At 72.9% G+C, this 21393-nt stretch carries 16 protein-coding genes; 9 read left to right on the top strand and 7 right to left on the bottom strand.

Annotated features, from left to right (window positions below):
- Positions 1-35: 35 nt before the first annotated feature.
- Genes JW613_RS03015 through JW613_RS03005 form a run of 3 tightly spaced genes read right to left on the bottom strand, consistent with a single transcriptional unit; the run spans position 36 to position 2666 of the window.
- Positions 36-908 carry a hypothetical protein gene (locus JW613_RS03015; RefSeq protein WP_209209091.1) on the bottom strand — a complete coding sequence of 291 codons (873 nt, stop codon included), beginning with the start codon at positions 906-908 and terminating at the stop codon, positions 36-38.
- Between the two features lie 37 nt (positions 909-945).
- Positions 946-1638 carry a hypothetical protein gene (locus JW613_RS03010; protein ID WP_209209090.1) on the bottom strand — a complete coding sequence of 231 codons (693 nt, stop codon included), beginning with the start codon at positions 1636-1638 and terminating at the stop codon, positions 946-948.
- Complete coding sequence (locus tag JW613_RS03005) at positions 1635-2666, bottom strand: bifunctional lytic transglycosylase/C40 family peptidase (protein WP_209209089.1); 1032 nt, start codon at positions 2664-2666, stop codon at positions 1635-1637. The genes JW613_RS03010 and JW613_RS03005 overlap by 4 nt, the downstream gene beginning before the upstream one ends.
- A 270-nt stretch (positions 2667-2936) precedes the next feature.
- On the opposite strand from JW613_RS03005, the gene JW613_RS03000 reads away from it, so the two are divergent.
- From JW613_RS03000 to JW613_RS02970, 7 genes are all read left to right on the top strand, one after another.
- Complete coding sequence (locus JW613_RS03000; protein WP_209209088.1) at positions 2937-3443, top strand: DUF6668 family protein; 507 nt, start codon at positions 2937-2939, stop codon at positions 3441-3443.
- Positions 3444-3453: 10 nt separating this feature from the next.
- On the top strand, positions 3454-3771 hold the full coding sequence (locus tag JW613_RS02995) for a hypothetical protein (protein ID WP_099885165.1): 318 nt from the start codon (positions 3454-3456) through the stop codon (positions 3769-3771).
- Positions 3772-3849: 78 nt separating this feature from the next.
- On the top strand, positions 3850-4638 hold the full coding sequence (locus tag JW613_RS02990) for a DUF8175 domain-containg protein (RefSeq protein WP_209209087.1): 789 nt from the start codon (positions 3850-3852) through the stop codon (positions 4636-4638).
- Complete coding sequence (locus JW613_RS02985; protein WP_209209086.1) at positions 4638-6005, top strand: hypothetical protein; 1368 nt, start codon at positions 4638-4640, stop codon at positions 6003-6005. Before JW613_RS02990 ends, JW613_RS02985 begins: the two co-directional genes overlap by 1 nt.
- The gene (locus tag JW613_RS02980) at positions 5992-7491 is read left to right on the top strand and encodes an SCO6880 family protein (protein ID WP_209209085.1); all 1500 of its coding nucleotides are present in this window, start codon (positions 5992-5994) and stop codon (positions 7489-7491) included. Before JW613_RS02985 ends, JW613_RS02980 begins: the two co-directional genes overlap by 14 nt.
- A 125-nt stretch (positions 7492-7616) precedes the next feature.
- Entirely contained in the window at positions 7617-9131 is a 1515-nt protein-coding gene (locus JW613_RS02975) for a putative type IV secretion/conjugal transfer ATPase (RefSeq protein ID WP_245224808.1), read from the top strand.
- Between the two features lie 267 nt (positions 9132-9398).
- The gene (locus JW613_RS02970) at positions 9399-10886 is read left to right on the top strand and encodes an RICIN domain-containing protein (protein WP_209209084.1); all 1488 of its coding nucleotides are present in this window, start codon (positions 9399-9401) and stop codon (positions 10884-10886) included.
- 61 nt (positions 10887-10947) lie between these two features.
- Here the strand turns inward: JW613_RS02970 and JW613_RS02965 are convergent, their stop codons facing one another.
- Positions 10948-13908: an AfsR/SARP family transcriptional regulator gene (locus JW613_RS02965; RefSeq protein ID WP_209209083.1), complete on the bottom strand. Its 2961-nt coding sequence runs from the start codon at positions 13906-13908 to the stop codon at positions 10948-10950.
- Positions 13909-14061: 153 nt separating this feature from the next.
- On the bottom strand, positions 14062-14532 hold the full coding sequence (locus JW613_RS02960) for a DUF4913 domain-containing protein (protein ID WP_209209082.1): 471 nt from the start codon (positions 14530-14532) through the stop codon (positions 14062-14064).
- Positions 14533-15278: 746 nt separating this feature from the next.
- Between JW613_RS02960 and JW613_RS02955 the strand changes: the two genes are divergently transcribed.
- Positions 15279-16199: a hypothetical protein gene (locus JW613_RS02955; RefSeq protein ID WP_209209081.1), complete on the top strand. Its 921-nt coding sequence runs from the start codon at positions 15279-15281 to the stop codon at positions 16197-16199.
- A 356-nt stretch (positions 16200-16555) separates the two neighbouring features.
- A complete protein-coding gene (locus JW613_RS02950; protein WP_307865764.1) occupies positions 16556-17749 on the top strand; it encodes a DUF418 domain-containing protein in 1194 nt (397 codons plus the stop codon).
- A 22-nt stretch (positions 17750-17771) separates the two neighbouring features.
- On the opposite strand, the gene JW613_RS02945 is transcribed toward JW613_RS02950, so the two are convergent.
- Entirely contained in the window at positions 17772-19865 is a 2094-nt protein-coding gene (locus JW613_RS02945) for a type IV secretory system conjugative DNA transfer family protein (protein WP_245224806.1), read from the bottom strand.
- Complete coding sequence (locus JW613_RS02940; RefSeq protein WP_372447891.1) at positions 19862-21346, bottom strand: putative type IV secretion/conjugal transfer ATPase; 1485 nt, start codon at positions 21344-21346, stop codon at positions 19862-19864. Before JW613_RS02940 ends, JW613_RS02945 begins: the two co-directional genes overlap by 4 nt.
- Between the last annotated feature and the right edge of the window lie 47 nt (positions 21347-21393).

The raw sequence follows: 21393 nt of genomic DNA, 5'->3' as shown, positions 1-21393 counted from the left end.
CCGACGGAGCGCCGCGTACCGGCCCGCCGGGGCGTTCATCCGGCCGCCGCCGACTGCGCGGTGGCATTCCTGGCCGCTTCGAGCCGGGTCTGGTGCTGCAGGGTGGCGGCGAAGGCGGTGCCGTTCTCGCCGGGGATCTGGTTGCGCATGCGGACCATGGCGACTCCGGCGGCGATGGCCGTCTCCAGGTCGGGGATCTCCAGCCACAGGGCGTGGGCGCGGGACGCGACCGCCTCGGCCTGGTCGTCGGCTCCCTGGTAGTGCCAGCGTTCGGCGATGTCGCGGTAGAGCCGCACCGCGCCGACGGGGTCGCCGGCCAGTGCGGTGATCCGGGCCCGGGCCTCACGGGTGCGCAGGGCGTCGGGGTGGGAGAGGCCCAGCGAGTCGGCGGCGTGCTGGTCGAGTTGCGCGGCCAGCGCGGTGGCCTGGTCCATGCGGCCTGCCGCGGCGTGCGTCTCCAGCTGGGAGACACCCTCCGCCAGGGCGTCGGAGGCCACCGGCAGGCCGCCGGGCGAGGCAGGCGCGGGGGAAGGGGCGGGTGAGGGCGCCGGGGCCGCCGCCACCACCGGGTCCGGGGCCTGGGCCCGGGCTTGGGCCGGGGCCGGTGCGGGAGCGTTGCGCTTCTTCGGGGCCCTGCCGCGCGATGCGCCGCCGGAGAGCTCGCCCACCGCACCGTCGGGGGAGATGACCAGATGCCATACGGTGCCGTCCGCCTCGGTGGCCTCGGCCCGCACCGGCCGGCCGAGCCCGGCGGCGGCCGCCGCGACCGCGTCGACGGCCGAGGTGCGGCTGGGGTGTTCGCAGGCGGGCAGGAGCGGGCCGGAGACGGCCACCTGGCCGCCGCCTCGGACGACGAAGGCGTACGCCGGCCAGGCCGGTACCTCGTCGGGCTCGTACGTGGTGGGCATGGAACTCCTTCTGTCCTTCGGGATGAGACTTCCGGCACTACCGCACGGTGACGCCGGCGACCCGCCATGCGGCGTCGGCCTGCGCACGGACGAGGTGGACGTACGCCACGACAGCGGTGGGCTTGCGCTGCCATCCGTCGCGGCCGTGCGGGGTGGTGGTGACGGTCCACTGCCGCCAGGCCTCGGTGTCGGTGTCCGCGGGCTTCGCCGCGTCCTCGGTCTTCGTCAGCTCGACCGTGGTGTAGGCACGATGCTGCGCCCAGGTGTCCCACTGGGCGCCGGGAGCCGAACGGGAGCGGTGTCCGCGGAGCTGCTCGGTGTACTTCTCGGTCAGCCAGCCGGCGTTCGCGGTGCGTACGCCGGCGTCGTGCGGACCGCGATCGACGGCGGTGTCGTACGTCCACATGGCCGTGAGCGTCCCTTCGGCCACCGCGTCGGCGTCCTTCTGATCGATCTCCTCGGGCCGGGGAACGCCCCCCTTGGGCTCGCCCCCCTCGGGCGGCTTCCCGGTCTGCTCGCCGTCCGCGGGACCGGTCGGCGAGGGCGAGCCGGACCCGTTGCCGTCCGGCGCCGATGTGTCGGAGGCCGGGGAGGAGGCGCGGGGCCGCGCACGCTGGTCACCGCTGCCGCCCGCGCCGTCGTCACCGCCGACACTGCATCCGGGCAGGGCGAGCGCGAACGCGAGGGCGAGCACCGTCGCGGAAGCACGGCGCATGCTGGGGGCTGTCATCCGAACCGCCTCACCTTCTGGGGCCTGCCGGCGTAGTAGCTGTCGTCGAGGTCGCTGATCTTCACCACGTCGCCGGTCTTCGGCGCGTGGATGAACTGACCGTTGCCGAGGTAGATGCCGATGTGGTCGAAGCTGCCGTGCAGGTCGAAACCGATCACATCGCCCGGCCGCATCTCGTCGCGGGGGACGGCCTTGCCCTCGGTGACCTGCACCTGGGAGGTGCGCGGCAGCAGCGTCTTGCCGCCGCTCGCGTGGTAGACGGCGAACTGGACCAGGCTGGAGCAGTCGAACCCGACCGTGCTCGCGCCCTGGGCGAACCCCCTCCCGGGGCCTTCGGGGCCCCCGCCGCCCCACGAATAGGGGGTGCCCAGCCACTTCTTGGCGTTGGCCACCACCCGGTTGCCGAACGTACCGCCGTCCTCCCCGGCGGCATCGCCCGAGTAGCCCGCCATCGAGGTGACGATCTTCGTGACGTAGTTCTGCGTCTCCGGGTAGGGCGGCAGACCGCCGAACCGCTCGACCGCGCCGGGGCCGGCGTTGTAGGCGGCGAGTATCAGCCGTGTCGGGTCGCCGTCCAGCCCCAGCGACTTGACCTTGTCCGCGAGCCAGCAGTCGTAGCGGGCCTGGGTCATGATGGCGTCGCCGGGGGTGAACGGGTCGGCGACACCGTCCGGTTCGGCGCTGCCGTCCTTGCCGGCCGCGTCCACCCCCCATGTCTTCCAGGTGCCGGGCAGGAACTGGCTCAGCCCCTGGGCCCCGGCCCCGCTTCGCGCGGTGGGGTTCCAGCCCGATTCGGCGTCGATCTGCGCGGCGATCAGCGGAGCGCTGACTTCCGCGCACTCCTTGCCGGCGCGTTCGATCCACTCCACGTACTCCGGCGGAACGCGCCCCGCGTCGAGCACGGTGACGAGCCCGGTGGGCGCGCCGGCTTCCTCCTCGTCGGCGGCCGCCACCACGGACAGCCCCACCAACAAGGCGAGCAGTCCCGCGACGACGCACGCCGCCCCTCTCATGGTGGTCGTGGTCATCCGCACCCCCTCCCCTTGAACCAGTTCGATCGAGAGTCCGTATGTGGGCCTGCAGTCGAAAACAGCGCTTCGAACTCTCTGTCAATTCATGTAGCGGAACGCGGCGACGAGTTCGCGTCGAAGGGAGATGCCATGGCCGGGGATGCGCCGGTCTCCAACCCCTGGCTGTCATCGGCCCGCCCTTCGGGGGGCAACAACGGGGAGCCGCAGCGATCGGTTCAGAGTGTGCTGACGGCGCCGACAGGTCCGACGGCACCTCAGGGGGCCGGTGTGCCGCGGCCCGCGCAACTGCTGCCGGTCGCCTCGCCGCAGCCGGTCACCGGCCCGGCGTGGTGGTGGCTGGGTGTGCACGGCGGAGCCGGGGTCACCACGCTGGAGCGGGCCGTGCCCGGCGGACGGGACGCGGAACGCGCCTGGCCCTCGTCCGAGGTGCCGCAGCCGGTCGTGCTCGTGGCGCGCTCCAGCGCGGGCGGCCTGCAGGCCGTGCAGCACGCCGCACAGCAGTGGGCCTCGCGGATGGTCACCGGTGTCGAGCTGCTCGGTCTGGTCGTCGTCGCGGACGCCCCCGGCCGGCGCCCCCGGGCGCTGCGGGACCTGTTGCAGCTCGTCTCCGGCACGGTGCCCAGGCTCTGGGAGGTCCCGTGGGTGGAGCAGTGGCGGCTCGGTGAGCCGCCCGCGGCCCATCTGCCCAGGGAGTGCGCGCCGTTGGCGCGTGACCTGGCCCGTCTCGCCCGGCCCGCGTCCCCCGACCCGTCCGCCCGTATCCGACCCGCGTAAGGGGAACCGTATGTCCAGCCTGTTGGCGGCCGCCTCGGTCGCCTCGCAGCAGCTCAGCCAGCTGGCCGCCCACTCCGCCGCCTCCGGCCCTCCGGACGTCGGCGGGGGTGCGGCACCTCCCGGAGCCGACGGACTGGTGACGGTGCTCAAGTGGGTGGCCTGGAGCGTCACGGCGCTGTGCGTCGCGGGAATCTTCGGCGTCGCCGCGCGGATGGCCGTCGACCACTCCCGGGGCGGCGGCCGGGAGCACGTCAAGGGGCTGGGCTTCGTGCTGGGGGCGTGTGTGCTCGTCGGCTCCGCCTCCGGCGTCGTCGGCGCCCTGGTATGACGCCCCGTCAGCAGGCCGCCCGGCAGACAGCCGGAGGCGGAGAGTGCGCACATGCGGATCACAGGGAGGAGGAGGGACATGGCAGAGTCCGGCAACCGTGCCGGCACGGATGAGCCGCACAGCCCATGGCTGAGGACCGGCTTCGTCCTCGCGGTCGCGTTCATCGGCTTCGTGGCCGTCATCGGGGCGGTGGTCCTCTTCTCCTCGGACGCCGCCTCCGAAGGCGGCGCCACCGCCTCGGCGTCCAGGACGGCGGCGGCACGGCAGCCCTCGGACGGCGGTCCGGCACCTGAGCCGGCACCGTCCGGCGCAGCGGACAGCGGCGCCAAGTGCCCCGAACTGGGCGACAAGCGGCAGGATGTGCCCACCGAAGCGCCCAAGGGCCTGTCCTGGAAGCTCTTCCACACCGTCGCCCTGCCGTCGTCGAAGGCCGCGGGCCCGGCCGTGGTCGAGCAGGACGTGGCGCGCTGCTACGCACACACCCCCGTCGGTGCCCTGCTCGCCACCAGCCAGATCAGCGTGCGGTATCTGGCCGCCGACGACTGGCTGAAGGTGACGCGGGCCCAGACCGTGGGCGCGGGCCGCGCGTCCTACATCGACGCGCGCACCAAGGCGGAGCGCAAGGCGGACCGGCAGCCGGGCGACGGCGCAGGCCAAGGGCAGATCGCCGGCTTCAAGTTCGTCACCTACACCGGCAGCACGGCGGTGATCCAGACCGTGTGGCGGTTCCCCGACGGCCGGATGCAGGCCGCCACCACGACGGCCCTGTGGCGGGACGGGGACTGGCGGCTGGAGTACCCGGCCGATCCGGCCGCCCCCACTCCGGTCGATTCCCTGGCCGGATACGTCGCATGGGGTGGTGTGTGATGGCCGGTTGCGACTTCGGTTTCGTACGCCCCACCGTCGGCGGCTACTGCGTAGGCGAGGGACAGGGCACCAGCCCCAAGGACGTCGGCGACAGCGCGTTCGACAACATCGTGGACAGCGCGGCCGAGGCGGCGGCCTCCACCGTCAAGGCGCTCGGCAGTGCGTGGACGCAGATCGAGAGCCCCCGGCTCAGCGGGGACAGCGGGCCGGTGGCGTTCCTGACCGGCTCCACCTTGTGGTTCACCTCCTTCACCGCCGTACTGTGCCTGCTCGTCGCGGCCGGGCACATCGCCTGGCAGCGTCGCAGCGAGCCCGGCAGACAGGCTCTGCAGGGTCTGCTCAATCTCGTCGTCGTCTCCTCGGCCGGGGTGGCCGCCGTCAATCTGCTGACCGTGGCGGGCGACAAATTCAGTGTCTGGATCATCGACAGATCCACCGGCTGCAGGCAGATCAGCCCGGACGGCGAGCCGGTCGAGCAGTGCGTGACCGAGTTCGACAACCGGGTGTCGGCCATGCTCGCCCTCGGGGACACGGACTCGTCCTTCCTGGTGCTGATCATGTCGCTGCTGGTGATCGGCGGCAGCCTGGTGCAGATCGCCCTCATGATCGTCCGGGTGGCACTGCTGGTGATCCTCGCCGGTACGCTCCCGCTGTCGGCGGCGGCCAGCTCCACGCCGGCCGGCCGTGCCTGGTTCCGCAAGTCCGTGGGCTGGCTGCTGGCGTTCGTGCTCTACAAACCGACCGCCGCGATCGTGTACGCGGCCGCGTTCTCGATGTCCGGTACCGCGCGGGACGGGGCGGGGAACGAGATCATCTCCATGGTCTCCGGCGTCGTCCTGCTGGTGCTGGCCTGCTTCACCCTGCCCGCGCTGCTGCGGCTGGCGGCTCCCGTCGCCCAGACCACGCTCGCGGGAATCGGCGGCCGCTCCAGCTCCCGCACCGACAGCGGGGGCGAGGTCGTGGCCACCGGGGCGCAGACCGTCCCGCAACTGCGCGGTCTCGCCGCCGGCCGCGCGGTCTTCGGGGCCACGGCGGGCAGGGACCGCGTCGAGGCCACCGGTGCGCACGGCACCCCGGGCAGGGCAACGGGTGGCCACCGGCCCGCGTACGGCGCCGATGTCTCGCACACCCCCTCGGGCGGCGAGAGCACCGTGGCGACCGTCGGCGAACGCGCCCGGCAGGCGCACCCGGTGGCCGCCCGGAACGGGCCGGGCGACCGGCGGCACCCCGCCGACCCCGCGGTGGAGGAGCTGATCCCCGCCGCTCCCACCGGCCCCGCGGACGGGGAGCCGACCCCCGCCGCGCCGGTGCCGACGACCCACCGACACCACGACGACCAGCAGGGGGAACCCCGTGGCAGCGACTGAAGCATCCACCCCGCGCACCTACGGCAACTTCCGCAAGCCGCGCGCCTCCGGTCTGCGGGGCCTGTCCCTGGGGGCGACGCTGCTGCTCTTCGGCGGTCTGATCGCCGTCGTCCTCACCACGCTGGTCTCCCTGTGGGCCGCGCTGGCGCTGGCCGTCGTACTGGCCGTGGCGATGGCTCCGCTGGCGGTGCGCGACCGGCACGGCCGTACGCTGATGCAGCGTGCCGGTGTCCGGCTGGCCTGGTGGCGCACCACCTCCTCCGGAGGCAATCTGTACCGGTCGGGTCCGCTGGGCCGGGCGGGGAACGGCAGCTGCCGACTGCCCGGTCTGGCCGCCCAGTCGTCCCTGAGCGAGGCGCGGGACGGCTACGGCCGTTCCTTCGCCATGATCACCGTTCCGGCGACCAACCATCACACCGTGGTCCTGTCCTGCGACGCGGACGGTGCGGCGCTGGTCGACGAACTGCAGGTGGACACCTGGGTGGCGCACTGGGGCCAGTGGCTGTCCGCGCTGGGCACGGAGCCGGGTCTCGTCGCCGCCAGCGTCACCGTGGAGACGGCCCCCGACCCCGGTGTCCGGCTCCAGCAGGAGATCGACGCCAACTCCGCCGAGGACGCCCCCGAACTGGCGCGGGAGATGCTCCGCGACGTCCTCGCGGCCTACCCCAGCGGCTCGGCGCAGATCAGCACCCGTATCGCGCTGACGTACTCCGGCGCCGCCCGTCCCGGCGCCCCCCGCCGCAACGTCGAGGACATGGCGGTGCACATCGGCACCCGGCTGCCCGGTCTGACCGCCGGGCTGTCCATGACCGGCGCGGGAACGGCCGTACCGATGACGACGACCGAGCTCGCCGAGGCGGTGCGGGTCGCCTACGACCCGACCGTCGCCCAGCTGGTGGAGGAGGCGCGTACGGCCGGCGGCACCGGACTGTCCTGGGACGAGGCGGGCCCCACCGCGGCCCAGGAGGCGTGGGACCACTATCGGCACGACGGGGTCTTCAGCATCACCTGGGCCATGACGCAGGCCCCCCAGGGGGAGGTGCTGTCCAACGTACTGACCGGCCTGGTGCAGCCCAACCGTGACATCGCCCGGAAGCGGGTCACTCTGCTGTACCGCCCGCACAGCCGGGCCGAGGGCGCCCGCGTCGTCCAACAGGACTACAAGAACGCCCTGTTCACCGCCCAGCAGTCGCCGATCGGCCGCGCGAGCGACGACGTGGAGGTGGTGGCGGCCAGGAAGGCGGCCGAGGAACAGGCCCAGGGGCACGGGGTGATCCAGTTCGGCATGTTGATCACCGCGACCGTCGACTCCGCCGAGGACCTGCCCCGGGCCGCCGCCGCGGTGGACAACCTGGCCCCCGCGGCGCGTATCGCGGTCCGTCCCGTCTACGGCTCGCAGGCCGCCGCGTTCGCCGCGGCGCTGCCGCTGGGGCTGGTGCTGCCGCTGCACACCGCCCTGCCGCAGACCGTGCGCGACGCGATGTAGCGAAGGACCGATCCGGCGCGGACCGATGCGGCGCGGACCGATGCGGCGCAGGGCAGTTCCGGCGCAGGCCAGTTCCGGCGCCGACGCGACGCAGCAGCAGTCGCCATCCAGCACAGGAGGACCCGATGGCACCCAGGACCCTCAAGACCCGTCGCCCGGCCGAGGCGGGCGAGCCCCCGAAGGCGCGGGAGGCCGGCGATCCCCGGCGGTCGCAGCCCACGGCGCGGGGCTGGCCCGGCCGGGGCGGCGGCGCTGTCGGCTATGTCGACCCCGCACCCGAATGGCGGGGCACCTCCGTCCAGGTCTGCGGGCTGTGGCCGTTCGGCGCCGGCGCGGGCACCCCCACGGTGGGCGTACCGCTCGGCCGCGACCTGGACTCCGGGGCCACGGTGTGCTGCGACCCGGTGAGCTGGTTCCAGCGTACGGGCCTGCTGGCGAACCCCTCGATGTTCGTGCTCGGCCGCCCCGGGCTCGGCAAGTCCACCGTGGTGCGGCGCATGGCGCTCGGCCTGTCCGGCTACGGGGTCCACCCGCTCGTCTTCGGCGACCTCAAGCCCGACTACGTCGACCTGATCAGGGCGATCGGCGGACAGGTCATCAGCCTGGGCCGGGGGCGCGGGCACTTGAACGTCCTGGACCCCGGCGAGTCCACCTCGGCCGCCGCCCGCCTCACCGGCGCCGCGCGCCGCCAGCTGCTGGCCGGCACCCACAGCCGCCGTCTCCACATGGTTTCCGCCCTGGTGACCATTCTGCGCTCCGAGCCGCCGAGCGACCGCGAGGAGACGCTGCTCGCCGCGGCCCTGGACATCCTCGACGACCGGCACGGCACCGAACGGACACCGGTGCTCGCGGATCTGGTGCAGGTGATCAAGGACGCCCCCGAGCCGTTGCGCGCCGTCGCCCTCGACCGCGGCGACATCACACGCTACTGGGACATCACCGAGAACCTGGAAGCCTCGCTGACCGCGCTGCTGGGGGACGGCCTGCTGGGCGACTCCTTCGCCCGGCCGACCACCGAGCCGATGAAACTCGACCGGCCGGTGTGCTTCGACATCAGCAGCATCGACGACAGCGAGACCCTGCTGCAGGCCGCCGCGCTGCTGTCGTGCTGGTCCTACGGGTTCGGCGCGGTCTCCGCCGCGCACGCCCTCGCGGACGCCGGACTGGAGCCGCAGCGCAACTACTTCCTGGTGATGGACGAGTTGTGGCGGGTGCTGCAGGCCGGGCGGGGCCTCGTCGACCGGGTCAATGCCCTCACCCGGCTGGACCGGCAGCGCGGCGTCGGCCTGGCCATGGTCACCCACACCATCGGCGACCTGCTCGCCCTGCCGACCGAGGAGGACCGCATCAAGGCCAAGGGATTCGTGGAACGCGCGGGCATGGTGGTCTGCGCGGGGCTGCCGCCGGCCGAGATGCCGCAGCTCGGGCAGGTGGTGGAGCTGACGGAGGTCGAGAAGCGGCTGCTGGTGGACTGGTCGACGCCTCCCGCGTGGGACAGCGCCCGCAGCCGCCAGGCCGACCCGCCGGGCCTGGGCAACTTCCTCGTCAAGGTCGGCAGCCGCCCCGGCATCCCCCTCCATGTGGACCTGACACCGGGCGAGTTGGCCGTCAACAACACCAACAAGAGGTGGAACAAGTGAGCGGGCGACCGTGGTGGCGGCATCCGCGGCCGTACCGCGGTGAACCGTTCCGCTCCCGGCTCCGTAGGGAGGGGCGGAGGCCGCGCCCCCACCGCGGCCTCCGCCCGAGCCGGGCCGGGCGCGCCGCCGTCGGCGCCCCGGTCCGGACCGTCCGCCCGGCGGTGTGCGGTACCGCTCCCGGCGGCCGGTGTGAACCGGTCCGCCGAAGGGCCCGTTCTTCTCGGTGAGTGCGTTCGCCGCAAGCTGAAGCGTCAGGAAGTGGTTCACATGAGCGAGGACGGAGGAACGCGGCCGCCGGGCGCCCCGCCCGAGCCGTCCGCCGCCCCTTTCGAGGTGGTCATCGGCGGTGACGGCGCCGCCACCATCGACGGCGATCCGGTCCCGGTGATCGGCGATCAGCCGCTGGACACCGCGATACTCGACACCCTGCACGGGTACGCGCAGCTCAGGGAATCCCCCGTCACGGCGGCCATCTCGAACCCCGCCACGGGTTACTCGGTGCGCGTCGAGGTCGACCCGGACGGCTCCAGCCGACTGCTGGGGCAGGGCGCGGGCCGCGCGGCGGAGTCCGCCGGGCCGATGGGGGAGCAGACCGGTGGGCCCGCGGCCGGTGGCGGGCCCGCACCGGCGGGCGGTGCCCCGGCAGACGGGACGACGACGGGCGGGGCAGCCGCGGGCGGGGCGGTGGCGGGCGGTGACCCGGTGGCCGCAACCGGTGCGGGAAAGCCGCGGGTCGGGCCGGCGTCGGTGCCGCGCCCCTCGCTGCCCCGGCCGCCGATCCCCTCGCTGCCCCGCCCCTCGCTCGGCCGGCGCTCGCCCGGAGGCGGTGGGGCGGGGCCACGCGGTTCCCGCGGCTCGGACGAGGAGTTCGAGGCGAGCAGCCTGCTGAAGAAGCCGTGGGTCGTCGTCACGACGGCCGTCGCCGTGGCGGCGCTCGTCACGACCCCGCTGGCGCTGGCCGGAACCGGTGACGGTCAGCAGGAGAACGAAGCGCGCCAAAAGCATGTCGAGGGCTCCAAGGACGAGGCGGGCCGCGGCCCGTCCGGCACCGTACGGCCGTCCCCGCCGGGGTTTCCGACCGGCTCTCCTTCCGGGACGCCCTCCTCGGATCCGTCCAAGAGGGACAAGGGCAAGGACGCCGACAGGCCGAAGTCGTCACTGTCCGAGCCGTCATCACCGCCGAAGTCCGACGAGGCCTCGGACGACGACAAGGACGAGGAGTCGCACGAGAGGGATTCCTCGTCCGGCGACGAGAAGAAGGTCAGCAGGAGCACCGCGAAGATCCCTTCCGGGACGACCATGGTCGTCAACCGGAGGACGGGCAAGTGCATGGATCTGCCCGGCACCGGAAAGGGCAAGCCGGACGGCCGGGTGCAGCAGGGCGCCTGCGACACCTCCGCCGGGTCACGCGGCGGCAATCAGCGGTGGCGGCTGGATCTGAAGAAGAAGGACGCCGGGCCCGGGGACGCGGACCTCTATCTGATCCGCAACGTCAAGGACAACCTCTGCCTGGACCTGCCCGCCTTCGGTCCCGCCAAGTCCACGACCCCGGTGACCGAGTACCACTGCCGCGCCGACAACGACAACCAGCTGTGGTGGTTCGACAAGCAGTCCGACGGAACCTTCTCGGTCCGCAACCACAAGAGCGGCCACCTGTGCCTGGACCTGGCGGACCGGAAGCGGGCCCACTCCCAACTGAGGATCGTGGGCTGCGAGGACAACTCCGTGCAGCGATGGCGCTTCCGAAAGCCGTGAACCGCGCAGGCGACGCGAGCCGGTGTCCATGACCGGGCGCACCGCGGCCGGGGCCGCCGGGTCACCGCCCCCCGGCGCGCCCACCGGGGTCGCGCGGGGAGGCGGTGGAGGCGCCCGCGACGCCGGACGGCTCGTCCGGTGGGGCGTCGGGTACTGCGTCGTCGAGGCCGCGCAGCTTGTCGCGGATCTCTTCGGCGTCGGGGTGGTTGAACTCCTCCAGCAGTTGCAGCGCCTGTCCCCAGCCCGTGCGGGCGGCGTCCCGCTCGCCCACGGCCAGCCGGGTCTCGGCGAGGTGGCTGATGCTGTGCGCCTCGGCCCAGCGGTTGCCGACCTCCCGATGCGCCTGCAGCGCGAGGTGGTACTGCTGCACCGCGTCGTCATGGCGCCGGAGCCGGTGGTACACCGTGCCGAGGAAGTCCAGTGTGATGCCTTCGACCCAGCGGTTGTCGGTGGCCCGCAGGACCTCCAGGGCCTCCTCCAGATAGGCGCGGGCCTCATCCAGCCGACCGAGACGCAAGTACGCCTCGCCCAGGTTGTTCAGGCAGATCCCCACGCCCCAGCCGTGGCCGATGGCGCGGTCGGTCTCCAGCGTCTCCTCCAGGTATCCGAGCGCCTCCTCGATCCGGCCGGCTCTCAGATGTACGTCACCGAGGTTGCCGATGATCCTCGACGCGCCCTTCTCGTCGTCCAACTCCCGGAAGACCGGCAGTGCCTGCTTGTAGTGGTCGATGGCCTCCTCCAGGCTGCCGTTGACCGACAGGGCGTTGGCCAGACCGGTCAGGCACTCGGCTTCGCCCCGCCGGTCCCCGGCGCTCCGGGCGGCCGCCAGGCTGACGCGGTTGGAGGCGAGCCAGTCGTTCCGGTGGCTGCGCAGGTAGAAGAACCCCCACAGGGCGGCGGTCAGCCGCCATGCGAGTGGGGCCATGCCGTCCGTGGCCGCCTGGTTGATCGCCGCGACGAGGTTGGCGCGTTCGGTCGAGCACCACTCCAGCGCCTCGTCGTAGGTGGTGAAGGTCAAGGGTCGGCAGTCGGGCGGCAGCGGCAGGAGGGGCGCTCGGGGGCGTTCCGGGGTGATGAACCGGGACGCGGCGTCGGCAGTGTGCAGATACCAGGTGAGGACCCGTTCGAAGGCCTGGCCCCGGTCGGCTGCGGACTCCTCGCAGCCGACGCGTTCGGCGGCGTAGATCCGCAGCAGATCGTGGAAGGTGTAGCGGCCGGGGAAATGCTCGGTCAGCAGATGGGCGTGGGTGAGTTCACCGAGCAGGCCGCGCGTCTCGCGCAGCGGGAGGCCCGCCAGCGCGGCGGCCGCGGGCGCCGCGATGTCCGGGCCCGGGTGCGCGGCCAGCAGCTGGAACAGCCTGGCGGCCGGTGCCGACAGGGCGTGGTACGACCAGGAGAACACCGCCCGCACATCCGTGCTGATGTCGCCGCCCGTGAAGGCGTCCAGGCTGCCGTGGCTGGCGCGCAGCTCGTCGGCGACGGCATGCAGCGGGAAGCTGGGGTTTGTCGCGGCCCGCGCGGCGACAATGGCCAGGGCCAGCGGCAGCCGGGCACAGCGGGCGATGATCTCGTCCGCCGCCGTCGGTTCGGCGGCCATCCGCTCCGGCCCGATACGGCGGGCCAGGAAGTCCCGCGCCTCGGCGAGCGGCAGCGGGTTCAGCGTCAGCGGATGCGCCCCGTCGCTGGCGATCAGGCCGGTGAGCTGATTGCGGCTGGTGATGATGGCCAGACAGCCCGGACCGGAGGGCAACAGCGGGCGGACCTGTTCGGTGTCACGGGCGTTGTCCAGCAACAGCAGCACTCGCCGGTCGGCCAGCAGGCTGCGGTACAGCGCGGCACGGGTGTCGGGACGGCCCGGCATCTGGCTGGGTGGCACGCCGAGCGCGTCCAGGAAGGTGTGAACGGCCTCGTCGGCAGGCATGGCCGAACCGGTCGGATCGAAGCCACGCAGATTGACGTACAGCTGGCCGTCGGGGAAGCGATGGGCTATCTCATGCGCCCAGTGCACCGCCAAGGTGGTCTTGCCGACACCGGCCATGCCGCCGATCGCGCTGATGACCACGGCGGTCGGACGCTTCCCCTCGGCCGGCAGCAGAGCGTTGGTCTGCGCCAGTTCGCTGTCCCGACCGGTGAAGACCGGCAGATCGGCGGGCAGCTGCGCCGGGCGGGCCGCTGCCGCGGAGGGCGGCGCGGACACCGAGGGAGCCGGGGAGGCGGCCTGCGGAGGCGGTACGGGTGCACGCAGTGTCGGGTCGGCGGCCAGTATGCGGGCGTGCAGGTCAAGCAGGGCGGGGCCGGGCTCGACACCCAGCTCCGCCACCAGCGCGTCCCGCAGCTTGCGGTAGGCCGCCAGCGCCTCGGCCTGGCGCCCGCACCGGTACAGCGCCAGCATGAGCAGTTCGCACAGCCGCTCGCGCAGCGGATGCTCACAGGTCAGCGACGACAGCTGGGCCGCCACCTCCTCGTGGCGCCCCAGCTCCAGATCGACGTCCGTCCCGGTCTCGACCGCGCCCAGCCACTGCTCGTCGAGCCGGTACCGCTCGGCCTCGGCCAGCGGCCCGGGGAGACCGGCCAGCGGCTTGCCGTCCCACAGCTCCAGCGCGGAGTGCAGCAGCTCGGCTGCCGCGGCGAGGTCGCCGCCGGTACGCAGCTTCTTGGCCTCGGCCACGCGTCGTTCGAACACGCCCAGGTCCAGGCAGTCCTCGGGGAGGCGGACGAGGTAGCCGTCGGCGGCCGAGACGATCACCTGGGGCGCTTCGCCCGCCTCCCGCCGCGGCTCCAACACCTTGCGCAGCCGTGAGACATAGGTGCGCAGCACGGTGACCGCTCCCGACGGCGGTCTCTCGCCCCAGAGCGCGTCGACGAGCTCGCCGACGGTCGTCGGGCGCCCGCGTCGCAGCAGCAGCGCTGTCAGCACTGCTCGCTGCTGTGGTGACCCGAGGGCCAGTTCCTGCTCCCCGCGCCAGGCCCGGACAGGTCCTAAGACGGTGATGCGCAGGGAGTTCGTATGACTCGCGTTCACAAGTTCGACTCTACCGAGGTGTGAACGATCCGGAAGTACCCCCTTGCATTTCTAACCGAGTGGTTCCCGCCCGGACTTCCCGACGTCACACACCCGAGATCTGATCGAGAGGGACCAGCCAGGCGCTCATCGCCGCCGCAGAGGTCGGAGGTCTCAGGCCGCGTGCGGCTGCGGCGGGGCGAGCTGATCGACCGGCGGGACCTCCTTCGGGCGGTGATACCCGGGCTTGCACCCGGCGAACGGGCCCGCCGGGTCGCGCAGTACACCCATCACCGGGCCCAAGAAGTCGCGGTGCCACGATGCCGGGCCCGCCAGATCGGCGTCGGGACCGGTCAGCTGGGACCACGCCAGCCACAGACCGTGGAGCTGGGCCACCACCCCGGGGTGTTCCCACCATCGTGAGCACCAAGGGGCGGTGGAGGTGACTTCCCGGCCGTAGACCGGGAGCAGGACATGGTGAGTCCACTGGACGAGCTGGTACAACTCCTGCTGATACTCCGGTCCGTCCAGGTAGAGGATGAACTTGGGCTTGGCCGCCGGTGAGTCTTCGCCCTTGTCCTGCGTACGGCCCGGTGGCTCGTCGGCGTTCCGGGCACCCTCGGGGGCGTCGCTGGTTCGGGTCATCACGATGAGCTCCTGCGGTCGGGTCGTCCGGTCTTCCGGCACCGTTTTCAACAGCACCACGTGTGCGCGTCGCGCCCGGTTCACTCGGGCCGGCCCGGACTCTTGAGCGAAGCGAGTGAACCGATCGCCCAACGTGTCCGTGTCTTCCATGAGCATCGGTCGTCGACGACACGGAGGACGTTGCTATGCCTGAGCCGACCGGTCCACGCCGCATCAGGCCGAGGCGATTGGCGCGACGGTTGCTCGACGAGGAGCTGAAGGCCGCCGCGCGGCGGAACACCCCAGGCGCCAACTCCGTCTCGGGCCCGGCACCGCAACGCGGGGGGCGGGGCTCGGGCTCGACCGGTCGCGCTGCGGACGACGTGGCGGACGAGCTGTTCGGGTTCTTTCGCGAGTTGTTGCGTCGGCTGCGCAACCGACGGGGGCGTCGGCCGACGGAAGAACCGGGCGCGGGGCAGGATTTCCAGCAGCCTTGGCCCGTCCAGGGCCCGGATTTCTGGGCGGCTCCGCCGCCGCAGCCCCAACCCATGGCGAGCGCCGCTCCGCCCTGGGCTGCTGAGGGGCCGGGCTTCCAGCGACCCGCTGCGGCACCGGGTTTCGCTCCGCAGGGCCCGGGGTTCGCCCCTCCCGCACCCGGCTTCGTACCGCAGGCACCGGGTTTCGCTCCGCAGAGGCCCGGCTTCGCACCGCCGCGGCCGGAATGGGCCTTCGTACCGCCCGCGCAGCAGCCGGACGGCCGGCGGCTCATGAAGCAACCCTCCGAAGGCGCCACGTCGGCCCGTGACGAGTACGAGAGCCTGCGTAACCGTCCGGAGCAGCAGACGGCGGTTCAGAACGCCATGCGAAAGCTCATCGACGGCAGGACCCGCTACCGGGAGGCGGCCCGCCGCAACCTGGTGCCCTTCGCGGCGTCGCTCAAAGAGGCGGCCGAGGCCAAGGCGAAGAACACCGCGGCGCCCAAGCCCGAACGGTCCTGGCTGTCCAGGCTCACCCCCTGGCGGTCGGCGAAGCCCGGCAACACCGAGGGGCGCTCGGCCAAGGCGGAGCCCGCCGCCTCCAGCCGCGCCGCCGCTGTTGCCGGTGCCCGGCTGGCCGCGCCGCCGCGGCTGCCCCACCTGCCCGACTACGCCTCCGGACAGGTGCGCGGCCCCCGCGCGGAGAACGCCGTCACCCAGGCGGTCGCCCGCGTGGCGGCTCCGGCTCAGGGGAACTCCGCCTCGCACACGGCGCCGCCGCCCGTGCCGCCGAAGGTGCCGATCGTGCCGCCCAAGATCCCGCTGGACACGCCGGGCGCCGAACCCGGTCGAAGCCCGGGCGCCTCTCCCGGCGGGCTCCAGCCGTCCCCGCCGGCCGGCCCCGTGAGTTCCCCCGCGAGCCCGGTGATGCCGCCGGTGAGCCCGGTCAGTCGACCCGTGAGCCCGGTCAGCCCACCCGTGAGCCCGGTCAGTCCGTCAACGAGCCCCGTGTTTCCTCCCAGCCCGGTGTCGCGGCCGGTCTCGCCCGCATTCAGCCCGGCTGTGGCCAACCAGTCGCTCGAACATCACCGTTCCGGCAGCGAGGCGGGAAGGGCCGGAGGCCCGGGTCTCCAGAGGCCGTCCCCGTACAGCCGCTCGGTGACGCAGCAACAGAACACCGCTCCGCAGCGGGGCAGAGCCCCGGGCAGGTAGTGCGCCCGCCTCCGGTCCTCGCCGTTCTGCCGATCACGTGCCGTACGCACCCGGTCGCGGGTGAACCGAGGGCCCGCCTTCTCCGTAGTGCCGGAAGAACCTCACCAAGAGGACGGAGAGTTGGCCATGACAACACCTCCGGACAGGGGCCGACAGCAGCAAACAACAGGCGGGAACGTGGAGGAGGCGCCGGAGGAGGGAGATGACAGCGGACGGGTCCCGCCGGATCCGATCCCGTGACACGTCGGTGAGCGAGCATCGCTGACAGCCTCGACGGCCGTCCCACGGTGGGCGGCCGTCGAGCCTTCGTGCGCTGCGTCGCAGTGCTGCCGAGAGGGGCGAGGACGGCATTGACCGTGAGTGAGGGAACGGTATCGGTGACCGCCGCACCCGGCGCACCCGCGAAGGCAACCGCGAGGACGCGGCGCATCCGCGATGTGGACGCGCTGCGCGGTTTCGCGCTGCTCGGCATTCTGCTGGTCAATGTGCAGGTGATGGCCGACCCGTACGCGGGTCAGGGACCGTACGGGTCGGCGGGGGAGAGGGCTGCCGCCTGGCTCGTCACCGCGCTGGTCAGCAGCAAGTTCTATCTGCTCTTCGCCTTCCTCTTCGGGTACAGCTTCACCCTCCAGGCGCGCTCGGCCGAGCGGGAGCAGGCCGGGTTCACGGGGCGGCAGTTGCGGCGGCTGCTCACTCTGTGGTGCCTGGGGCTCGCGCACGCCGTGCTGCTGTTTCCGGGCGACATCCTGATGACGTACGCGGTACTGGGCCTGGTGCTGTTCGCCGCGCGCGGTCTGGCGCCGCGGACGGCGGTTCGCGTGGCGGCGGGGCTCGTCGTCTCCCTCAGTGCCCTGCTGCTCGGCAAGGGCCTGCTCGCCCTCGCCGCCACCGTGCCGAGCGGCGCCACTGCCCCCGAGGCGGTTACCGCCGTGGCGGCCTACCGCGGCGATCCGGTATCCGTCGTCCACGCCAATCTGCGGCAGTGGCACGATCTGCTGGCCGGGGACGTGCTCTACGCGCCGCACATTCTGGCGGCATTCCTGGTGGGGCTGGCCGCGGGGAAGCGGCAGCTGCTCGCGGAGTTCGACCGCTACCGCACGCAGGCCCGGCGGCTGGTCGGATACGGGCTGCCGATCGGTCTGGCCGGAGGCGTCTGCACGGCGATGTGCTACCACGGGCCGTTGGACGCGCGCTGGTACGACATCGGTACGGCCGTCGGTCTGCTCACCGCCCCGGCCCTGACCGCGGCCTACGGCTGCGGGCTGCTGCTGTTGCTGCGTACGCGGTTCGGCCGGCGGATCGGCGAGGTGCTCGCCGCCGCCGGCCGGCTGGCGCTCACCAACTATCTGACGCAGTCGCTGGTGATGGCCCTGGTCTTCACCGGCTACGGCCTCGCCCTCCACGGCCGTGTCGGCCCGGTGCCCGTACTGGCCGGGTGCTTGGTCCTCTACGCCGCGCAACTGGCGCTCAGCGCGCGGCTGGTACGTCGCTTCCGGCACGGGCCGGTCGAACGGGTCCTGCACACCGCGACCCGGGGGCGCGGGCACTGACCAGCTGCCCGGCCCCCGGCTGTCACGGCGTCGCTTCCCGGGTCCACTTGAGCCGGTGGTCGGCGTGGCCGGACGGTGGCGCGTAGCCGTCCGCGCTCCCGCTGCTCCCGGGGCCGGACGCGTCGGCCTCCGCGTACCCGATGGTCTCCTGGTACGCGGGCACGCCCGGGTACGGAGCGTTCTCCGGGTACGGAGGGTTCCCGGGGTGGGGGGGATTCCCCGGGAATGCGGCGTCCCCTGGATACCCGGTGTCCTCCGCGTACACGGCATCCCCCGGATACCGGGCGTATCCGTCGTCCGGCGCGTAGGCGCTCTGCTCGACGCCGACGCCCATCCCCACGGGCGCGTCCGCGCCCACCGCGTGACCCGTCCACGCCTGCGCCGCACGCTGGGTGATCGCCTCCGTCTCGGCCTTGGCCGCGGCGGAGATGGCCGCCGCGCCCGGCTCCTTGAACCAGGGGCGCAGCCGGATCAGCGCCGGGCGGATGCCGGTGGCCAGGAGCAGGGCCGTGCCCTTGGGGAGTGCCCGGATCTTGTCCGGGGGCAGGATCGGGTCCAGACGGTAGGAGACCGAACGGGAGCCGCCGTCCTTGCTGCTGGAGTAGGACGGCGTCTTCACATCCTGCTGGCCGACGAGTTTGGAGACCTTGTCCACGAAGTCGGCATCGTCCAGCCCCGCGCCCAGGAGTTTGATGGTGGCCGCGCTCCACAGCGCGTCCATCCCGGCCTCGCCCCACACGCGGGCGCCCTGCCGGTAGCTCTGGAGCAGGGTGACGACGTTGATGCCGCGCGAGCCGAGGTGGCTGTAGAGGTCGGGAAGGTCGGAGATGCGGCAGACGTTGGCCGCCTCGTCCAGCACGGCCGTCATCGGGGGGTCGAGCCGGCCGCCCATCCTTTCGGCGGCCATCACCCCGGCGCGCAGGGTGGCGTCCGCGAGGCCGGCGATGACCCCGGCCGCGGAGCCGCCGCCGTCCTTGGAGAGCAGATAGAGGGTGTCGCGGCCCAGCACGTGCTCGTGCGGGCGGAACTCGGGCAGCCAGGGGTCGGGCTGGACCCAGGCGGCGATCTCCGGGTCGAGCAGGCAGGCCACGCACTGCCGTGCCGTCTCGTAGATGCCGTCCCTGGTCTCGACCGCGCCCCGTACCGTGCCCTGGAGCTGTTCGGCCATGGCGATCATGTCGGCGTCGCGCAGCAGGTCGACCGGGGTGCGGTCGGCGGGGTCGGCCAGCCAGCCGAGCAGATCGGTGACCGCGGCCCCGCCGCGCGCCGCTGCGAGGAACAGCGCCGTGAGCGTGTTCTGGGCAGCCGAGATCCAGAAGTCCTTCTTGGAGGCGTCGTCGTTGACGGAGGCGACGAAGTGCCCGGCCAGCCGGCGGGCGCCCTCGATGGTGTGGCAGTCGGCCAGCATGTTCCACCACATGCCGCGGGGCGTGTGGGCGATGCCCTGCGGGTCGAAGGTCCACACCAGGCCGGTCTTCTGCCGTTCGGCCCGGGTGACCGCGTAGACGTCCGACTTGTTGGAGGTCAGCAGTACGGCGCCGTTGGCCCGCAGCACCCGGGGGACGGCGATGCCGGTGGACTTGCCGGCGCGCGGAGCCATCAGGTCGAGCTCCACGTCCTCGAAGGAGGAACGCAGTTCGGGTCCGTCCGGCTCCAGGTCGCCGAGCAGGTTGCCGGTCTGGTCCGGGTGCAGTTCGGGTTCGTTCTTGACCGAGGGCCGCAGCTCCCGGGCGCGCTTCTCGATGCCGGCGGGGAGCATGGAGGCCAACTCCCGCCGCCCGGCCAGTCCCTTCGTCCGGGAACGTGAGCGGGACACCAGCTTCCACACCGGGAGGACGACCGCGGCCGTGGCCGCGGCGAAGACGAGCACGATGCCGCAGTACACCGCGACGGGCGACGCCTGCGGCCACAGTGTGCCGGAACCTTCGGTGAACAGCGTGGCGAGCAGTGTGAGGGAGAACGGCGGCGGCTGCCAGCCCGCGCCGTTCAGCGCGGCTCCCAGCGTTCCGCCGAGCCAGATGCCCGCGGATGTCGTCAGGCCCAGGCCCGTCACTCCCACGATGGCCCAGGGCCACAGGTCGCGGCCCTGCATCCCCCCTGCCGTGCTGGGGCTCATGCGATCCTCCTGTCCTGGGCCGGCCCGGCACCGGTTTTGAGGTCCGGGCCGGTACTGGTTCCGAGGTCCGGCCCGGCACCGGTTCCGAGGTCCGGGCCGGTCCCTTGCGGGTCCGGCTGCGCGTTCTGCGCCCAGCGGGTGTTGGTGTCGTGCAGATGGCGCTCGGTGTCGGTGATGCTGACCCTGATCGGGAGGCCGGGCCGACCGCCGACCTTGACCAGGAAGCGGCCCCGGCCCGGCGGTTCCTCACGCTCGCCGGTCATCGCCCAGCCCGGCGGCGACGACCAGGAGGAGACCAGTTCGATCTCCCGCTGGGACAGGCCGACGATCTTGCCCAGCTCCTCCATCTCCGCCCTCGGGAGTCCGGCGCAGACGACCATGCCCGCGCGTTCGACGAAGCCGCGTGCCTTGGCCTTGTCGGCCTCGGAGCCGAGCGACTCCGCGTCCTTGAGGGTGTGTGTGATCTTGGCGTCGCCCAGGCCGAGTGTGCGGTTGAGGCGGGTGAGGGCGTCGATGCGGTCGACGATGCCGGAGGCGGCGCGCAGCGGTCGCCACAGCTCGTCGAGCACGGTGAAGAACCAGCGTCGGGGGGTCAGGCCCGCGTCGGCCAGCGCGTGGGAGGCGGCGACCGAGCCGAGCCCGTCGGACCACGCCGCCAGCATCGCCGCCGCCGTCAGCTGGGTGTCCGACTCGCCGATCCGGGAGATGTCGATGCACACCGCCGGGGTGTTGAGGTCGATACGGGTCGAGGTCTCCGAGGCGAAGGTGTCGCCCAGCGGTCCGTCCAGAATGCCCAGCAGCGAGCGGTGCAAGGGGTCGACGGCATCCCGGTACCGGGCCTCGTCCCCCCGGTCCAGCGTGACCGCCCGGACCCGGTCCGGCCCTTCGCTGAGCACCTTCAGCACATCGGGCAGCACCGGCGACCGGCCCGGCGGCGTCCGCTCGCGCAGATGGTGCAGCACGGCGGAGAGGACGGCCTGTTCGTGGTCGTCCACGGGGCGGTTGCGGACGATGGTGACCAGGGCGCCCACCATGTTCAGCACCCGCCCGTGCGCCTCCGCCTCCAGGGCCTGACCCGCCGAGCCGCCGATCTTGGCTGCGGCGGCCCCCATGGCGCCCGGGTCGAGCAGATTGATGCCGCCCATGCCGCGCCCGATGGAGATCACCTGGCCGCCCAGGGCCCGTACCGTGTCCGCGTAGTCGGGCTTGAGGTCGCCCAGGACGAGGGGCACCACGCCCGTCGCGGCCAGCCCGATGAGCATCCGGTTGACCAGGGTCGACTTGCCCAGACCCGGCATGCCGAGCATGAACAGCGACGGGTTGGAGATGTAGCGGGCCCGGGTGAACCACGAGAGCGGATCGCCGCACACCGTCGCACCGGTGTGCAGATGCTGGCCCAGCGGGACGCCCGACATCGGCGCTCCCGAACCCGCGGCGAACGGCCACAGCCCGCACGCCTGCACGGTCGTCGCCCGCCACATGGTGGGCGGGTCCATGCCGCCGACCTGCCCGCCCCCGGGTCCCGGCC

Source organism: Streptomyces smyrnaeus (assembly GCF_017676345.1).
Classification (GTDB): Bacteria; Actinomycetota; Actinomycetes; order Streptomycetales; family Streptomycetaceae; genus Streptomyces; species Streptomyces smyrnaeus.
This window is presented reverse-complemented; position numbering and strand designations above follow the sequence as displayed.